16 protein-coding genes are annotated in these 15,899 nt (G+C 60.5%); 6 read left to right on the top strand and 10 right to left on the bottom strand.

Features of this window, described 5'->3' with window-relative positions; all coding sequences use genetic code 11:
- Complete coding sequence (trkA, locus tag PCJ49_RS04615) at nt 1–1,377, top strand: Trk system potassium transporter TrkA (RefSeq protein ID WP_269909940.1); 1,377 nt, start codon at nt 1–3, stop codon at nt 1,375–1,377.
- 400 nt (nt 1,378–1,777) lie between these two features.
- Here trkA and PCJ49_RS04620 read toward each other — a convergent pair whose 3' ends face one another.
- The gene (locus PCJ49_RS04620; protein WP_269909941.1) at nt 1,778–2,713 is read right to left on the bottom strand and encodes a hypothetical protein; all 936 of its coding nucleotides are present in this window, start codon (nt 2,711–2,713) and stop codon (nt 1,778–1,780) included.
- A 654-nt stretch (nt 2,714–3,367) separates the two neighbouring features.
- On the opposite strand from PCJ49_RS04620, the gene PCJ49_RS04625 reads away from it, so the two are divergent.
- From PCJ49_RS04625 to PCJ49_RS04645, 5 genes are all read left to right on the top strand, one after another.
- Nucleotides 3,368–3,493 carry a hypothetical protein gene (locus PCJ49_RS04625; protein ID WP_269909942.1) on the top strand — a complete coding sequence of 42 codons (126 nt, stop codon included), beginning with the start codon at nt 3,368–3,370 and terminating at the stop codon, nt 3,491–3,493.
- Nucleotides 3,490–4,212 (top strand): HAD family hydrolase, encoded by a 723-nt coding sequence (locus PCJ49_RS04630; protein ID WP_269909943.1) that lies wholly within the window; start codon nt 3,490–3,492, stop codon nt 4,210–4,212. The genes PCJ49_RS04625 and PCJ49_RS04630 overlap by 4 nt, the downstream gene beginning before the upstream one ends.
- Nucleotides 4,213–4,296: 84 nt before the next feature.
- Complete coding sequence (gene hfq / locus PCJ49_RS04635) at nt 4,297–4,548, top strand: RNA chaperone Hfq (protein WP_029014379.1); 252 nt, start codon at nt 4,297–4,299, stop codon at nt 4,546–4,548.
- Nucleotides 4,535–5,914, top strand: a complete 1,380-nt coding sequence (hflX, locus tag PCJ49_RS04640; RefSeq protein ID WP_269909944.1) for a GTPase HflX — start codon at nt 4,535–4,537, stop codon at nt 5,912–5,914. The genes hfq and hflX overlap by 14 nt, the downstream gene beginning before the upstream one ends.
- Nucleotides 5,902–6,729 (top strand): inositol monophosphatase, encoded by an 828-nt coding sequence (locus PCJ49_RS04645; RefSeq protein ID WP_269909945.1) that lies wholly within the window; start codon nt 5,902–5,904, stop codon nt 6,727–6,729. Before hflX ends, PCJ49_RS04645 begins: the two co-directional genes overlap by 13 nt.
- Nucleotides 6,730–6,772: 43 nt before the next feature.
- Here the strand turns inward: PCJ49_RS04645 and PCJ49_RS04650 are convergent, their stop codons facing one another.
- The 9 genes from PCJ49_RS04650 to PCJ49_RS04690 form a co-directional block, all read right to left on the bottom strand.
- Nucleotides 6,773–7,555: an SDR family NAD(P)-dependent oxidoreductase gene (locus PCJ49_RS04650; protein WP_269909946.1), complete on the bottom strand. Its 783-nt coding sequence runs from the start codon at nt 7,553–7,555 to the stop codon at nt 6,773–6,775.
- 20 nt (nt 7,556–7,575) lie between these two features.
- On the bottom strand, nt 7,576–8,391 hold the full coding sequence (gene mazG, locus PCJ49_RS04655) for a nucleoside triphosphate pyrophosphohydrolase (RefSeq protein WP_269909947.1): 816 nt from the start codon (nt 8,389–8,391) through the stop codon (nt 7,576–7,578).
- A 163-nt stretch (nt 8,392–8,554) separates the two neighbouring features.
- Nucleotides 8,555–9,592, bottom strand: coding sequence for an oxidoreductase (locus PCJ49_RS04660; protein ID WP_269909948.1), 1,038 nt, complete (start codon nt 9,590–9,592; stop codon nt 8,555–8,557).
- Between the two features lie 26 nt (nt 9,593–9,618).
- Nucleotides 9,619–10,392 (bottom strand): MBL fold metallo-hydrolase, encoded by a 774-nt coding sequence (locus PCJ49_RS04665; RefSeq protein WP_269909949.1) that lies wholly within the window; start codon nt 10,390–10,392, stop codon nt 9,619–9,621.
- A gap of 23 nt (nt 10,393–10,415) precedes the next feature.
- Entirely contained in the window at nt 10,416–11,216 is an 801-nt protein-coding gene (locus PCJ49_RS04670) for a TatD family hydrolase (RefSeq protein ID WP_269909950.1), read from the bottom strand.
- Nucleotides 11,216–12,775 carry a methionine--tRNA ligase gene (gene metG / locus PCJ49_RS04675; RefSeq protein WP_269909951.1) on the bottom strand — a complete coding sequence of 520 codons (1,560 nt, stop codon included), beginning with the start codon at nt 12,773–12,775 and terminating at the stop codon, nt 11,216–11,218. Before metG ends, PCJ49_RS04670 begins: the two co-directional genes overlap by 1 nt.
- A gap of 40 nt (nt 12,776–12,815) precedes the next feature.
- Nucleotides 12,816–13,937: a DNA polymerase III subunit delta' gene (locus tag PCJ49_RS04680; protein WP_269909952.1), complete on the bottom strand. Its 1,122-nt coding sequence runs from the start codon at nt 13,935–13,937 to the stop codon at nt 12,816–12,818.
- Nucleotides 13,934–14,572: a dTMP kinase gene (gene tmk / locus PCJ49_RS04685; protein ID WP_269909953.1), complete on the bottom strand. Its 639-nt coding sequence runs from the start codon at nt 14,570–14,572 to the stop codon at nt 13,934–13,936. The genes PCJ49_RS04680 and tmk overlap by 4 nt, the downstream gene beginning before the upstream one ends.
- 1 nt (nt 14,573) lies before the next feature.
- A complete protein-coding gene (locus tag PCJ49_RS04690) occupies nt 14,574–15,776 on the bottom strand; it encodes a D-alanyl-D-alanine carboxypeptidase family protein (protein WP_269909954.1) in 1,203 nt (400 codons plus the stop codon).
- Nucleotides 15,777–15,899: the final 123 nt, after the last annotated feature.

A 15,899-nucleotide genomic window follows, 5' to 3' on the forward strand; every position in this document is an offset into this window, starting at 1 on the left:
ATGAAGGTCATCGTCTGCGGCGCCGGTCAGGTTGGCTCCAACATTGCCCGCTATCTGGCATCGGAGGGCAACCATGTCACCGTCATCGACCAGTCACAGGAACTGATCCAGAAGATCAGCGACCAGCTGGAAGTGCAGGCGATGGTGGGCTTTGCTTCCCACCCCAATGTGCTGGAGGCGGCGGGCGCTGCGGATGCCGACATGATCATCGCCGTCACCCTGGCGGATGAGGTGAATATGGTCGCCTGCCAGGTGGCGGCCAGCCTGTTCAACGTACCAACCAAGATTGCCCGCGTCCGCCACCAATCCTATCTGCAACCGATCTGGGCCGACCTGTTTTCGCGTGGGCATCTGCCCATCGATGTCATCATCTCGCCTGAGATTGAGGTGGCGCGGGCCGTGTCCCGTCGCCTGCAAGTGCCGGGTGCCTTTGACATGATCCCGCTGGCCGATGGGCTGGTGCGGGTAATCGGGGTGGTCTGTTCGCAGAACTGCCCGATCATCAATACGCCGCTGCGCCAGTTGACCGGCCTGTTCCCCGACCTGTCCATCGAGGTGGTGGCCATCATCCGGGGTGACCAGCAGTTCATCCCCGGTGGCAATGACCAGATGCTGGCCGGTGACGAGGTTTATTTTGTGGCCGACACCAAGCATGTCCCCCGCGCCATGGCCGCCTTTGGCCATGAGGAGCGGGAGGCGCGGCGGGTGGTGATTGTCGGTGGTGGCAATATTGGCCTCTGTCTGGCGGAAGAAATTGAGGCCAAACACCCCGGTGTTTCCGCCCGCATCATTGAAATCGACCGCCGCCGGGCCACCCAGGTGGCCCAGAAACTGGGCCGCACCATGGTGCTGCATGGCGACGGGCTGGACCCGGCCATTCTGGAAGAGGCCAATATCAGCGCATCGGAAACCATCGTCGCCGTCTCCAACAGCGATGAAGGCAATATCCTGGCCAGCCTGCTGGCCAAGCGCCATGGCTGCCAGCGCGCCATCACCCTGATCAACAAGACGACCTTCCAGCCGCTGGTGCAGCCGCTGGGCATTGACGCGGTGGTCAGCCCGCGTTCCATCACCGTCTCATCGATCCTGCAGCATGTACGGCGCGGGCGGATCAAGGCCGTCCACGCCCTGCGGGAGAATTTCGCCGAGGTGATCGAGGCGGAGGCGTTGGAAACCTCCACCCTGATCAATATGCCGCTGAAGGATATCAAGATGCCGGCCGGCATCATTGTCGGCGCCATTGTGCGCGGGCAGGAGGTGATTATTCCGCGCCCCTCTACCGTCATCAAACCCAATGACCGGGTGATTATCCTGGCGGAGGTTGGACAGGTGAAGAAGGTTGAGAAGATGTTCGCCGTAAGGCTTGAATTCTTCTGACCGGGCTGGTCATAAGTTGTTAAGCAGCCGCAATTTGCGTTCAACCTGATCGATAACGGGCGCCCAATCGCCTGATTGGGGTTGGCGGAAAAAGGGCATCGTTGGATACCAGGAGCTGGAACTCCGCTCCCGCAGCCACCGCCAGCCCAGCAGCACCCAGGTTGACCGCTACTACACTCCTGCCAGATGTACGGCGGAAGTATCGACGCTAATTGCCAGATCATACCAGTGTCGGTAAATTCTGACTCGTCAGCATTTACCGACTTCGGCGGCATCAGCCGCCGCTCCGCCCGATTGTTCAGCTCCGCTGGTCCAGCACTCTTGGCGCGGGTTGTGAAAATCGCCTCCGGACCCAAGGTCCGGAGGCGACATCGCCACTCTTGGTCGGTCGGCCAAGTGTTTAGGCGAAAATGGCCGTATTACCGTTTTTTGCAACGCATATCCGACCCACGAACGGACCTCCGTTCGGCCCCACCTGGTACTCGTGATTCACGATGACTGCCGCCGGGTTGGTCAGGTTTTGCACTGTCACCTCCGGTGCATTGAAGTTGGCGCAATATCCCAAGGAAACAGACCCCGTCCCAGCTTCGTTCAGAATAGTGGCGTTGTTCGCCTCCACGGCGGAAATGAGCACACGTTCGCCGTTGGCAGCGCGGGCCAGGGCGTAGGGTACCACAGACCAGGTGCCGTTCGGATTGTAGGTCACGTTGAATGTCGTAAAGCCAGAGGTGGCGTCGCACAGTGCGGCATTGATAGACGACTGTGTGAAATTCATGACAGAACCGGGCGTGTAGGTGCCAGTTTGGACATAAAATTTCAAGATTGGTTGACAATCCAGGTTTTTTCCCGGTTCAGCGGTTACGAAGTTGGAGAGGATAACACCACCCGTCGACGTACGCACACCTGAGCCTGCGTTGTATTTGGCGAGAATTGGGTCGTAGGACGGGGTGACAATACGGAACGTCCCTGGCTGCGGGCCGCTGGAGTTCACGGGCGGCGATAAGCCCAGTGGGTTTACGGTCATGTATGTTGTGTCCAGCGTAGGCGCCCCGCCATCGGCCGGGGCCAAGTCGATCGCTTGTATCGCGGAACTGTATCCTGAAGGCTGTCCAACTATCGGCGGAGAAACTTGCTGCTGGACCGCCGCATAATGTTGTAATAGAATCTGAAATGTTAAAACAGCACCAGAACTTGCAGACGGAGATAGAGGAGAGGTGAAAATGCTATTTGAGTATACTTTCGATCCTCCTACATATATAGAGGGCTGCTGAAAGAAAAACATGTTTTGTTGAGTTGGACTGTTGTTCGTTACGTTGATTGTTATCAGGGTTGCCATGTTCGAAGATCCTTTATGGTTTTGTTTCTGGTTTTGGCCCTCAAAAGGAGCGCACGCTCGATTTGGCCACCACCATTAGTATATTAAATAAGTACGAAAAAAACCAAAAACTAGAAGGTTTATCATTAAAAATAATTAATGATAATAGAATATTCGTTTAATACGTTATTATAATAAATTATGTGAAATAAAGTGGAATAAAGATAATTTATACTCGTTAAGCGTGGGTCGCCTTGTTCTCCCGCATGAACCATTGGGGCGATCAGTCCTCCAAACACCAGATGGATGAGAGCACCAGAATGTTTTTTGGTACTTCCAGTGTTCCGCGGTAATGGCTAGCATCACGCGATCAATGCGCCGACCGGTTCTTCGAATAAAGCTTTTCCTTTACAATGGATGCTGTGGGTTAATTGGAAGAATGTGAGATAGATCGGCAGTTTTTTTGTAAAATTTCGCAACACTGGCGTAATCAGTATTGCTGGATGTACCAGAATCTCTTCATTGTGTTGTCATGAAGCTCGTGACAAGCGTCGTCATTCTTGTCACGTGCGTAATGGCAGCGAGGCAAATGCCGCAATGACGTTTCCGACCCTTGACCGTGCTGGACCGGACGCGCGACATCTGGTTCAACTTTCATCCCTGGAACCTGCCACCATGCCACGCATCGTTTATGTCAATGGCCGCTACCTGCTGCATGACCAAGTCCATGTGCAGGGTGAGGATCGCAGCGTCCACTTCGATCAAGTCGGTACTGCCGACCCGCTGCTGAAGGGGCAATGATGAGCCATAATGTCACCCCGCCACAGGCCCCTACCCGGTTGCCGCGCGCCGTTCTGTTCGATTGGGACAATACATTGGTTACCAATTGGCGTTGTATCCATGCCTCCATCAATGCGGCCCTGGCTGATTTCGGCCTGCCGCTCTGGACGCTGGAAGAAAGCTATGAACGGGTGCGCCACAGCCTGCGCGACAGTTTTCCGCTGATCTTCGGGGAAGAATGGCCGCGCGCGCGCGACATTTTCTATGCCCATTTCGAAAAGCATCATCTGAATTATCTGGATGTGCTGCCCGGTGCGACGGAATTGCTGGCGCTGCTGCAGCAAAGGGGCGTGGTGCTGGGCGTGGTCAGCAACAAAACCGGCCGTTTCCTGCGGCGGGAGGCGGAGGTTCTGGGCTGGACCGGCTACTTTACCGCCGCCCTGGTGGGTGCAAATGATGCCGCCGCCGACAAGCCCGATCCGGCCCCGGTGACCATGGCGCTGGCCGGGACGGGGATCGAACCGGGGCCGGATGTCTGGTTCATCGGCGATGCGGATGTTGATATGGAATGCGCCCACCATACCGGCTGCGTCCCCATTCTGGTCGGCCATACGCCGGCAGGGGGGGAGGGGTTGCGGCATTTTCCCCCTGCGTTAAGGCTGGATAGCTGTGCGGCTATTTCATCCTTGGTTATTACATTTGATGATACCATATCTGGCGATGCTGGGATGGACCGGTAAACTGCCGGACACTGGCATCATGTCGATGTAGTCGGGTACCCACCAGGGTGCCCCAATAAACTGAGCATAAGCGAGGCTGCTCCAATGTCTGAAAAATCCCAAAACGTTCAGGACGTCTTCCTCAACCATGTCCGTAAAAGCAAGACCCCGGTGACCGTGTTCCTGGTCAACGGTGTGAAGCTGCAGGGCATCATCACCTGGTTCGACAATTTTTCGGTCCTGTTGCGGCGTGACGCGCATTCCCAGCTCGTTTACAAGCACGCCATCTCGACCGTGATGCCGGCGCATCCGATTCAACTGTTCGACCCGCCGGCGAAGGAGAATGACCACGACTGAGTTGGGTAACCTCGAAGCGCGCGGGTCTTCCACCCGCGCCTTCGTTCTGCACCCGGTCCTGCCAGAGGACCGAAATGGTGCCCGTGAACCTGAATCCTGCCTGGAAGAGGCCGTGGGCCTCGCCGCCGCCATTGAGGTGGAGGTTGCCGCGTCGCGCATCGTACGCACGATGCGCCCGCGACCGGCCACCCTATTCGGCAGCGGTGCGGTGGAAGAGGTGGGGGCGGCGATTGCGGCGGAAGAGATCGGCCTTGTCATCGTAAACCATGCCCTGACGCCCATCCAGCAGCGCAATCTGGAACGGGACTGGAAGGCCAAGGTCATCGACCGCACGGGCCTGATCCTGGAAATTTTCGGCAAGCGCGCCCGTACCCGTGAAGGTCAGCTTCAGGTGGAACTGGCGGCGCTGACCTATCAGCGGTCCCGCCTTGTCCGTTCCTGGACCCACTTGGAACGCCAGCGCGGCGGTTTCGGCTTCCTGGGTGGTCCCGGTGAAAGCCAGATCGAAATGGACCGCCGGCTGATCAGCGACCGCATCGTCAAGCTGAAGGCGGAACTGGACGAGGTGCGCCGCACCCGTGGCCTGCACCGCAAGGCGCGCGAAAAGGTGCCTTATCCGGTGGTGGCGCTGGTCGGTTATACCAATGCCGGCAAAAGCACCCTGTTCAACCGCATGGCCGGGGCGGATGTGTTCGCCAAGGATCTGCTGTTCGCCACGCTGGACCCGACCATGCGGTCGATCACCCTGCCGTCGAACCGCAAGATCATCCTGTCCGACACGGTGGGCTTCATTTCCGACCTGCCGCATGGTCTGGTGGAGGCGTTCCGTGCCACCCTGGAAGAGGTGATGGCCGCCGACATCATCCTGCATGTCCGCGACGTGTCGCATCCCGATACGGGGGCGCAAAAGGCCGATGTGGAAGCGGTGCTGCGCGATATGGGGATTGAGGCGGAGAGCGACGAGCGGGTGATGGAGGTGCTGAACAAGCTGGACCGGCTGGGGGAGGAGGATCAATCCACCCTGTTGCGGCAGGCCCGGCGTACCGGCGGCATCGCCATTTCAGCCCTGACCGGCGATGGCATCGACACGCTGTTCAACGCCATTGACCGCCGCATGGTGGCCGGGCGGGAGGTGGTGGATTTTGTTCTGCCGCCAGACGATGGCGCCGCCATGGCTTGGCTTTATGAAAAGGGCGAGGTTCTGGAACGTGACGATCAGGAGGAGCATATCCGCTTGCGCGTCGGGCTGGAGCCGGCCGATCTGGCGCGGTTTGAGGGGCGCTTCCCCTATAAGGCGCAGCTTGGCCCCGGTCAGGTCTCTGCACGGGAAGCCAGGCAGGAGGGGCGGCAGCCATGGCTTCCCTGACGGCCCATGCCCGCGTTGATATGGATGCCGTGGCCGCCATCCTGCGGGATGTCGCGGCCACGGAAATCATGCCGCGTTTCCGTAACCTGCAATCCAGCGACATCCGGGAAAAGAACCCCGGCGATCTGGTGACGGTGGCGGATGAGGCATCCGAAAGGGTGCTGACGGCACGGTTGCGCGACCTGCTGCCCGGTTCCATCGTGGTGGGGGAGGAGGCGTGCGCCGCCGACCCCGCCCTGGTGCGGCATCTGGCCCATGCCGCAGAGCCGGCCTGGATCATCGATCCGGTGGATGGCACCCACAATTTCGCCCATGGCAAGCCGGTGTTCGGCCTGTTGCTGGCCCTGTCCCAAGGTGGACAGGCGACGGCCGGCTGGATTTACGATCCGGTGGGCGACCGGATGGCGATGGTGGAGGTGGGGGAGGGCGCCTGGATGGCGGGCCAGCGCTTGACGGCCAAGCCGGCAGCGCCGATCCCGCAGATGCAGGGCTCGCTGTCCACCAAGTTCTTTGCGCTGGAGGAACGCCAGCGGCTTGATAAGCTGCGCCCGCATTTCGCCGATACCTATCGGCTGTTCTGCGCGGCGCATGATTATCTGAACCTGCTGACCGGTATCGGCCAGTTCGCCATGTATAACCGCATCATGCCGTGGGACCATGCCGCTGGCACCCTGGCCTATGGCGAAGCGGGCGGCCATGTCGCCAAATTCGACGGCACACCCTATCGCGCCGCCGATGTGGATGGTGGGTTGCTGATGGCACCTGATCCTGCCACCTGGTCCGACCTGCGCGATTTCATTTTTCCTGAAACTTAAATTCAGCGTGGGCGATCAGGCCCGCGCTGTTCTTTCATCAGGCTCAAGACTTCGGCGTGCGATGCACGGCCAAAACGCCCGGCCCCTGGGTGGTGGGCATGATCTCCAGCCGGTTGACATTGAAATGTGCCGGTAAGGTTGCCGCCCAATAAACTGATTCAGCGACATCTTCAGCCGTCAGCGGCACCGTGTCGGCATAGACCTTGGCGGCCCGTTCCGCATCCCCCTTGAAGCGCACCAGGCTGAAGCTGGTTTCGACCATGCCGGGTTCGATGCAGGTGACGCGCACGCCCGTGCCGATCAGATCGGCCTTCAGGGCCAGACTGAACTGCGTGACGAAAGCCTTTGACGCACAATAGACATGGCCGCCGGGATAAGGGTAGCTGCCGGCGATCGAGCTGATATTGATGACATGGCCGCGCCCGCGTTCCACCATGCCGGGCAGGACCAGTCCGGTGATGATGGCCAGCGCCTTGTCGTTGGTATCGATCATCACTTCCCAATCATCCAGATTGGCCTTATGCGCGGGCTCGGCACCCAGGGCCAGCCCGGCATTATTGATCAGCAGATCGATATCCTTGAATTCGGCGGGCAGGGCGGCCAACGCCGCTTCAACCGTCTTGCGGTCCCGCACATCCAGTTCCAGCACATGCACCGGCACATCCAGCGTATCCAGCAGGGGACGCAGCTTTTCCGGCTTGCGGGCCGTCAGGATCAGTTTGGAGCCGATGGCGGCGAAACGGCGGGCAAAGGCGGCACCAAACTCACCAGTGGCACCGGTAATCAGCACGATATTGGGCCGGTGGGCGGGGGCAGGGTGGTTCATGGCGTTGTTCCTTCAAGCGTTCAGGCGTTATCCGGGCGTTCACGGCGCTTGGCATCCACCCACAGGGCTTCCATTTCTTCCAGGCTGGCCTCTGCCGGGCTGCGGCCCTGGGCGGCAAGGCCGGCTTCCACCTGCCGGAAGCGGCGATCAAACTTGGCATTGGTGCCGCGCAGGGCGGTTTCCGGATCGATATCCAGGCGGCGGGCCAAATTGACCAGGGCGAACAGCAGATCGCCCAACTCATCCTGCATCCGTTCCTTGGTCGGGGTGGCGGCCGTGATCTCCACCCGCAATTCGCCGATTTCCTCCTCGATCTTGTCCAGGATTTCCTCGGCGCGGGTCCAGTCGAACCCGACACGGGCGGCACGTTTTTGCAGCTTTATCGCACGGGTCAGTGCGGGCAGACCGGCAATCACCCCGTCCAGCGCGGAGGGTGGCTTGCCGCTGGCGGCGGCCTTCTCGGCGCGTTCCCGCGCCTTCAGTTCCTCCCAGTGGCGGACCTGATCATCCGCCGTCGCCACATTCACCTCACCGAAAACATGGGGGTGGCGGCGTATCATCTTGTCGGCGATATGGCCGGCAATGGCGTCAAAATCGAACAGGCCGCGTTCCTTGCCCATCTGGGCATAAAAGACGCTCTGAAACAGCAGGTCGCCCAACTCGTCCTTCACCGCCATCATGTCGCCGGACTGGATGGCGTCTGCCACCTCATAGGCTTCTTCAATCGTGTGGGGGGCGATGGTGGCGAAATCCTGCTCCAAATCCCAAGGGCACCCACCATCGGGATCACGCAATTTCGCCATGATATCCAGCAGGCGGGAAAGATTGTTGGACATGGATCAGGTTCCGGTCGTTGACGGCAGTTTGGACCTTAGCCCGTTGCAGGCGGTCATTCCAGCAGCAGGAAATAGGTAAAAATACTCTATATACGAAAATATTCTTAATACGCGATAAGGAAGATTATGGAAATTAAAGATAGCGGCGCGGCATAAAACCCGTTTAGCTCAGGGAAATTTCCCGCTTCTGGTCAGCGGCCCGCTGACCATTCTCAATGAGTTCCATCACCTGAATGGCTTCTTCGGGCCGAACGGGATTGTCCGCACCATGCAGAATGGCGTCCCGCAGCTTTGCGAAATACCGCAGATAATTGCCGCGTTCGGCGCTGACCGTCCGGTTCGACAGGCTGCCATCCTCGGCAACGCTGGTCATGGATGGCGGCTGATAGGCCGCGCCCCAGCCATCACCGCCCGGCTGCCGGCCAGCCTTCAGCGCGTCCTCCTGGCTGTCCAGCCCATGGCTGATGAAGCTGGCCTTGTCGCCATGTACGGCAAAGCGCAGGCCGCTGGCCGGTGTCAGCATGGAACCATGCAGGATGACCCGCAGACCATCGGCATAGCGCAGCAGCGCATGGAAATAATCCGGTGCCCCGTCGCCGGCACGCTGGGTGCCGATATCAGCGTAAATAGATTGCGGCCGCCCGAACAGGCAGAGCGCTTGATCAATGACATGCGGTCCCAGATCGTACCAGAGGCCGGCACCGGGCCCCGGCTTTTCCCGCCAGCGGTCACGCACTGCCGGACGGAACCGATCGAAATGGCTTTCAAACTGGGTGACGCGCCCCAGTTCCCCGGCATTGATCAACCGCTTCAGGGTGAGGAAATCACCGTCCCAGCGGCGATTATGGAAAATAGATAAAATCCGGCCGCAGTGCTTTGCCTGCGTGGCCAGCCGTTTGGCATCAGCCAGATCCACGGTGAACGGCTTATCCACCACCACATGCTTGCCGGCGGCCAGCGCCCGGCCGGCAAGGTTGGCATGGGTATCGTTGGGCGTGGCGATGACGATCAGGTCAATGTCAGCGGCGTCAAAGGCCTGCTCCGGTGTCGGCAACACCGTCACATCCGGCCAATGCCCCCTCACCTTCTCTGCATTGCTGGAGACAATAGCTGCCAGTTCAAGGCCGGGCGTCGCTGCAATCAACGGGGCATGAAAGGTCTGTCCCGCATAGCCGTAGCCGATAAGAGCGACGTTTAACATTGCAGGATATCCCTTTGATCTGACGCTCAGATAACCTCAATCACCATGCCATCATAGGCGGGTTCCACACCATCCGGCAACAGGCTGCACAGCGTGTCGTAATCCATCATATGGTTCATATGGGTCAGAATGGCGCGCTTGGGCCGCAACCGTTCGATCCAGGCGCGCGTAATATCCCAATGGGCGTGAACCGGATGTGGCGGCTCCAGCCGCACACAATCCACAATCCAGGTGTCCACCCCTTCCAGAATCTCGAATGCCTCGTCACTCAAGCGCACCACATCGGTGGAATAGGCGATGCGCCCGAAGCGAAAACCAAGGCTATTGGAATGGCCATGATCCTGCACAAAGGGAATTATATCAATGGAACCAATGCGAAACGGTTCATTGATGATGTGTGGTGTGAGCACCGGCCGCGCATAGATATTGCCACCCGGTGGCAATGGCTTGAAACAGTAATCGAACCGCTGGCTCAGGATCGCCAGCGTGTCGGCATCGGCATGAACATCCAGCGCTTTGCCGGTCAGCCAGTTGATGGCCCGCAGATCATCAATGCCATGGGCATGGTCGGCATGGGCATGGGTATAAAGCACGCCATCCAGATGCTGCACCCCGGCATCCACCAACTGTTCGCGCAAATCCGGTCCGGTATCGACCAGAATGGCGGTGGACGCATTCTCCACCAGGATGGAGGGGCGGCGGCGGCGATTGCGCGGGTTGGCTGGATCGGCCTTGCCCCAGACATTGCCGATCAACGGCACACCGGAAGAGCCACCGCAGCCCAGAATGGTGACACGCATGGCCGCCCCTTTTTCCCCCGCCGTCACGCCGCCAGCGACAGGGCGACGGCGGGCACCTTGGTGAACAGACGCTGGAAATTCGCCGTCGTCACCCGTGCCAGTTCGGCCTCAGCAACGCCCTTCACCTCCGCCACATGGCGGGCGGTGTGGGCAACGAAGGCCGGCTCGTTCCGCTTGCCACGCATCGGCACCGGGGCCAAATAGGGCGCATCGGTTTCCACCAGAATGCGATCCAGCGGCACATCGGCGGCAATGGCGCGCAAATCCTCCGACTTCTTGAAGGTCACGATGCCGGATAAGGAGATATAGAAGCCCAATTCCAGCGCTTCTTCAGCCAGTTGCCGGCCAGAGCTGAAGCAATGCAGCAACCCGCGCAGCCGCCCCTGCCCCTCTTCCCGCAGGATGCGGATGGTGTCCTCATCCGCATCGCGGGTATGGACGATGATCGGCAGGTCGGTTTCCAGGCACACCCGGATATGGCGCCGGAACGCTTCCTGCTGAATGTCGCGCGGGCTCTTATCGTAGAAATAATCCAGGCCGGTTTCACCGATGCCGACCACCTTGGGATTTTCCCTGGCCAGTTCGATCAGTTTTTCAACATCGCAAAGGGCAAATTCCTCCGCCGCCTGATGCGGATGGATGCCCAAGGTGCAATAAACATCGGGATAGGATTGAGCAACATCAAGCACTTGCCCGAATTTGCTGACATGGGTGCAGATGGAAAGCATCAAGCCAACGCCCGCATCGCGGGCGCGCTGCACCACGGCATCGCGCTCCGGCGCGAAATCCGGGAAATCCAGATGGCAATGGCTGTCGACCAGCATCACTTGGCCTCCTCCCCCTCCGGCGCCACATAGCGCGGGAAGGCCGGCTGCGGGGCGGGCAGCGGCGTACCGGGCACCAGCTTGGCGGTCAGCAGATCGCCAAAGCCACGCTGATCGGCCGGAACCACCAGTTGATCCAGAATGCGGGCGCTGCTGTCGGGCATGAAGGGCTGGGTCATGATCGCCAACTGGCGGATCACATCGGCCAGATTATAGAGCACGGTGCCCAGGCGGACCTGATCGGTCTTGCGCAGCGTCCAGGGGGCCATTTCATCGACATAACGGTTGGCATCGCCGACCACGCGCCAGATGGCATCCAGCGCCTTGTTGAAGGCCTGGTTGTTCAGTTCTGCCCGCACGCTATCCAGCATACCGGCAGCAGCACCCAGCAGCGTGTTGTCGGCTTCTGTCAGCGCATCCGGCTGGGGCACCTTGCCTTCATGATATTTCTGGATCATGGACAGCACGCGCTGGCACAGGTTCCCGTAGTCATTGGCCAATTCGCCATTGATCCGCTGCATCATGGCGCGCTTGGAGAAATCGCCATCATTGCCGAAGGGGATTTCACGCAGCAGGAAATAGCGGGTCTGGTCCAGACCATAGGTGTCCAGCAATTCCTGCGGCTTCACCACATTGCCCAGCGACTTGGACATTTTTTCGCCTTCCACGGTCCACCAGCCATGGGCGAACACACGGCGCGGCAGCGGCAGGCCGGCGGCCATCAGGAAGGCCGGCCAATAGACGGTGTGGAAACGCAGAATATCTTTGCCCACCATATGCAGGTCGGCCGGCCAATATCGGGCAAAATCCGTGCCCTCGCCCGTGTCGGGATAGCCGATGGCGGTGATGTAATTCACCAGCGCATCCAGCCAGACATACATCACATGCTTTTCATCGCCCGGCACCTTCACCCCCCAATCGAAGGTGGTGCGGCTGACCGAGAGGTCGCGCAGACCGGTCTTGACGAAGCTGATCACTTCCGACCGCTTGCCGGACGGCATGATGAAATCCGGCTGTTCCTCATAAAGCTTCAGCAGCTTTTCGCCATAGGACGCCAGCTTGAAGAAATAGCTCGGCTCCTCCACCCATTCCACCGGGGCGCCGGTGGGGGCGAAGCGCTGGCCATTGCGCTCCGTCAACTCATCCTCACCGTAATAGGCCTCGTCGCGGACGGAGTACCAGCCCTTGTAGCTACCCAGATAGATGTCACCATTATCCAGCAGCTTCTGCCAGACGGCCTGCACGGCCTTGATGTGGCGCGGTTCGGTGGTGCGGATGAAATCGGTGTTGCTGATATTCAGCAGGGCCGCCAGATCGCGGAAATTCTGGGAATTCTTGTCGGCCAGCGCCTGGGGCGTGGTGCCGAAATTCTCCGCCGATTTCTGCACCTTCTGCCCGTGCTCGTCGGTGCCAGTGAGGAATTTCACATCAAACCCGTCCAGCCGCTTGAAGCGGGCCAGCACGTCGCAGGCGATCGTCGTGTAGGCGTGGCCGACATGCGGGGCGTCGTTCACGTAATAGATCGGCGTCGTGATGTAGTAAGGCGCGCGCCCGGACATGGTGCTTCTCCGTAAAAAACGGCAAATCGGAAACGTTTTTTCAGGCAGACGCCGCTTCAATCTGCATCAAAACACCCATCAGGGTCTGACGCCGATCCAGGCTGGCATGATCCGCCTTGCTGAACAGATGGTTGGTGTTCTCCCACACCTCCACCCAGCGATCAAGGCGCCCGGCCCGAAGGCTCCCCTGCATCAGGCGGTGGACAAGGGCGGCTTCCCCCGGCACCACCTCCGGCGGGATGGTGCCGCGCGCGGCGGCGCGCGCGATACGGCCCAGCCACCAGCCGATCAGTTCGGAAATGGCGGCCCAACTGGCCTCATCATTGCCGCGCAGCACGGCATCAATGAAGGCATAGGCACCCAGAATATCCAGCCGGGGCAGCGTGTCGAACACGCCCAGCATGGCCTTGTAGAGATCCATGCCACCGGCATGATGCAGCTCCAGCGCCTTGCCCACCGAGCCTTCGCCCAAGCGGGCAAGGGCCGTGCGGTCACCATCGGCCATGTCAGGCTGATAGCGGAACAGCAGGCTTTTCACCTGCGCCTCGCTCAGCGGCTCCAGCATCAGCTTGCGGGTACGCGACCGGATGGTCGGCAGCATGGCGCCGACATTATCCGCCACCAGCAGGATCAAAGTCTTGGGCGGCGGCTCTTCCAGAATTTTCAGGATGGCGTTCTGGCCGCTGGTGTTCAACTGGTCAGCGCCATCCACGATCACCACGCGCCAGCCGCCCTCTGCCGAGGTCAGGTGCAGGAAGGGGGCGATCTTGCGCACCTCATCCACCGGCAGGTCACGCTTGTAGCGTTTGCGCTTTTCGTCCCAGGTGCGCTGGATGGTCAGCAGGTCGGCATGGCCGCTGGCGGCGATGCGGCGACAGGCCGGGTGCTCGGGATCGACATTCAGGCTGGTCGGCGTCGGTGGCGGGCCGAACAGGCCGCCATCGACCTCCCCTGGCAAACCCTTGACCAGGACAAAGCGGGCCATGCGATAGGCCAGCGTCGCCTTGCCGACACCCGGCGGCCCGCCGATCAGCCAGGCGTGATGCATCCGACCGGAATTCCAGCTTTCCAGCAACAAGGCCTGGGCAGCGGCATGGCCTTCCAGATGGGTATTGCGACGCGGATGATAGGTCTCCGCGTCGAACGGGGTTTCCGCGCTCACCGCAGGCCCCCCAGCCGGTCCCGCACGGTCTGGCGGATGGCGGCCTGGATAGCATCAATGCCTTGGGCAGCGTCGATGATGGCGCAGCGTTCCGGCTCGGCCGCTGCGATGGCGAGATATCCCGCGCGCAGACGCCGATGGAAATCCAGCTTCATCTGCTCGTACCGGTCTTCCCCGCCATTGCGGGCGGCGGCACGGGCAAGACCGATGGCGGGATCAATATCCAGGATCAGGGTCAGGTCGGGCTGGGTCTCCCCGACCGCAATCCCCCGCAACTGTGCCAGCAACGCCTTGTCCAGCCCATGCCCATCGCCCTGATAGGCACTGGTGCTGTCGGCGAAGCGGTCGCACAGCACCCATTGCCCCTGCTCCAATGCCGGCAGAATGGTCCGCTGCACATGGTCATAGCGGGCGGCAGACAGCAGCAAAGCTTCGCTGACCGGCAGCCAGCGGCCAACATCGCCATTGACCAGCAGGTTGCGAATGGCCTCCGCCCCCGGCGAACCGCCGGGTTCACGGGTGGTCACCACCTGCCGGCCATCGGCGCGCAACGCCTCGGCCAGCAGGCGGATCTGGGTGGATTTGCCTGCCCCTTCGCCGCCTTCCAGGGTGATGAAGCGGCCGCGTTCAGCCATGTTACGGGGCCTTTGCCGGTTCCGCCGCCGGCGCGGCAGCAGGCTTGGACGGCCCGAACAGCATATGGGAGGCGGCAGCGGCCACACGACCGAACAGGCCCAGCCGTTCCACATCAGCCGCCGCCACCAGCGGCACCTCCAGCGTCGGGAAATCCGGTGCCGTCACCTTCAGGGTTGCCAGCTTGGTGCCCTTGGCAACCGGTGCCGCCACCGGCGCATCAGCCACCAGCGTCACCTTCATCAGGCGGCGCTGTTCATGGGTCAGGGTGATTTTCATCTGGCTCTGCACGGTCAGCGGCACGGTTTCCGCCTGCCCCAGCCAGACGGGCAGGTTGTCCACCACCTCCCCCGCCTTGAAGAGGGTGTAATTGTCAAATTCGCGCCAGCCCCATTCCAGCAGACGGGCGCTTTCATCGGCGCGGGCCTGCATATTGGGCAGGCCATTCACCACCAGGACAAGCCGGCGCTCATTGCGCTTGCCGGTGGCGATCAGGCCGTAACCGGCAATGTCGGTATGGCCGGTCTTCATACCGTCCACACCCATATTGCGATAGAGCAGCGGATTGCGGTTGCCCTGCTTGATGCCGTGATAGGTGAACTCCTGTTCCGAATAATAATGGAAATATTCTGGGAAGTCCCGGATCAGCCGGACAGCCAAGGTGGAAAGGTCACGCGCGGTGGAATGATGATCTGGGTCCGGCCAACCTGATGCGTTCGTCAGGTTGGTGTTGTTCATGCCCAGTTCCTTCATCCGCTTGTTCATGGCGGTGGCGAACGCCTGCTCCGTCCCGGACAGGCCCTCGGCCAGCACCACGCAGGCATCATTGCCGGACTGGATGATCATGCCGCGGATCAGGTCTTCGACCTTGATGCTGTTGCCCAGCTCCACGAACATCTTGGAGCCCTGGACCTTCCAGGCGCGTTCCGACACCGGCAGCGTATCGTCCAGCTTCAGCCGGCCTTCCTTCAGCCGTTCGAATACCATGTAGGCCGTGGCGACCTTGGACATGGAGGAGGTCGGCATCTGCTCGTCGGCATTTTTCTCAAACAGGACCGTGCCTGTATCTGCGTCCAGCAGAATCGCCTCCCGGGCGATTGTGTCCAGGCTGGCCGCCATTGCCGGCGTGGCTGCGGCGGTGAACAGGAAGGCCACCGCCACCCGGCGGACAGCGCCCTTCATCCGACGTGCGAACCGAAATTCCATGGTAATCCGCTAACCCTTTGTCTGCGTAAAGCGACACCGGGGGCGCTTCATGCGCCCGGTACCGGCATAATGACGGCACAACACGGTGAATGCCACCCCTAGAACGCCGCAGGGGTGGATACA

This window comes from Niveispirillum sp. BGYR6 (genome assembly GCF_027568365.1).
Lineage (GTDB): Bacteria > Pseudomonadota > Alphaproteobacteria > Azospirillales > Azospirillaceae > Niveispirillum.

Excerpts from the sequence above, each read along its gene's own strand:
- trkA (WP_269909940.1), top strand. The coding sequence starts at position 1 with ATGAAGGTCATCGTCTGCGGCGCCGGTCAGGTTGGCTCCAACATTGCC.
- PCJ49_RS04620 (WP_269909941.1), bottom strand. The coding sequence starts at position 2,713 with ATGGCAACCCTGATAACAATCAACGTAACGAACAACAGTCCAACTCAA.
- PCJ49_RS04625 (WP_269909942.1), top strand. The coding sequence starts at position 3,368 with ATGCCACGCATCGTTTATGTCAATGGCCGCTACCTGCTGCATGACCAA.
- PCJ49_RS04630 (WP_269909943.1), top strand. The coding sequence starts at position 3,490 with ATGATGAGCCATAATGTCACCCCGCCACAGGCCCCTACCCGGTTGCCG.
- hfq (WP_029014379.1), top strand. The coding sequence starts at position 4,297 with ATGTCTGAAAAATCCCAAAACGTTCAGGACGTCTTCCTCAACCATGTC.
- hflX (WP_269909944.1), top strand. The coding sequence starts at position 4,535 with ATGACCACGACTGAGTTGGGTAACCTCGAAGCGCGCGGGTCTTCCACC.
- PCJ49_RS04645 (WP_269909945.1), top strand. The coding sequence starts at position 5,902 with ATGGCTTCCCTGACGGCCCATGCCCGCGTTGATATGGATGCCGTGGCC.
- PCJ49_RS04650 (WP_269909946.1), bottom strand. The coding sequence starts at position 7,555 with ATGAACCACCCTGCCCCCGCCCACCGGCCCAATATCGTGCTGATTACC.
- mazG (WP_269909947.1), bottom strand. The coding sequence starts at position 8,391 with ATGTCCAACAATCTTTCCCGCCTGCTGGATATCATGGCGAAATTGCGT.
- PCJ49_RS04660 (WP_269909948.1), bottom strand. The coding sequence starts at position 9,592 with ATGTTAAACGTCGCTCTTATCGGCTACGGCTATGCGGGACAGACCTTT.
- PCJ49_RS04665 (WP_269909949.1), bottom strand. The coding sequence starts at position 10,392 with ATGCGTGTCACCATTCTGGGCTGCGGTGGCTCTTCCGGTGTGCCGTTG.
- PCJ49_RS04670 (WP_269909950.1), bottom strand. The coding sequence starts at position 11,216 with ATGCTGGTCGACAGCCATTGCCATCTGGATTTCCCGGATTTCGCGCCG.
- metG (WP_269909951.1), bottom strand. The coding sequence starts at position 12,775 with ATGTCCGGGCGCGCGCCTTACTACATCACGACGCCGATCTATTACGTG.
- tmk (WP_269909953.1), bottom strand. The coding sequence starts at position 14,572 with ATGGCTGAACGCGGCCGCTTCATCACCCTGGAAGGCGGCGAAGGGGCA.
- PCJ49_RS04690 (WP_269909954.1), bottom strand. The coding sequence starts at position 15,776 with ATGGAATTTCGGTTCGCACGTCGGATGAAGGGCGCTGTCCGCCGGGTG.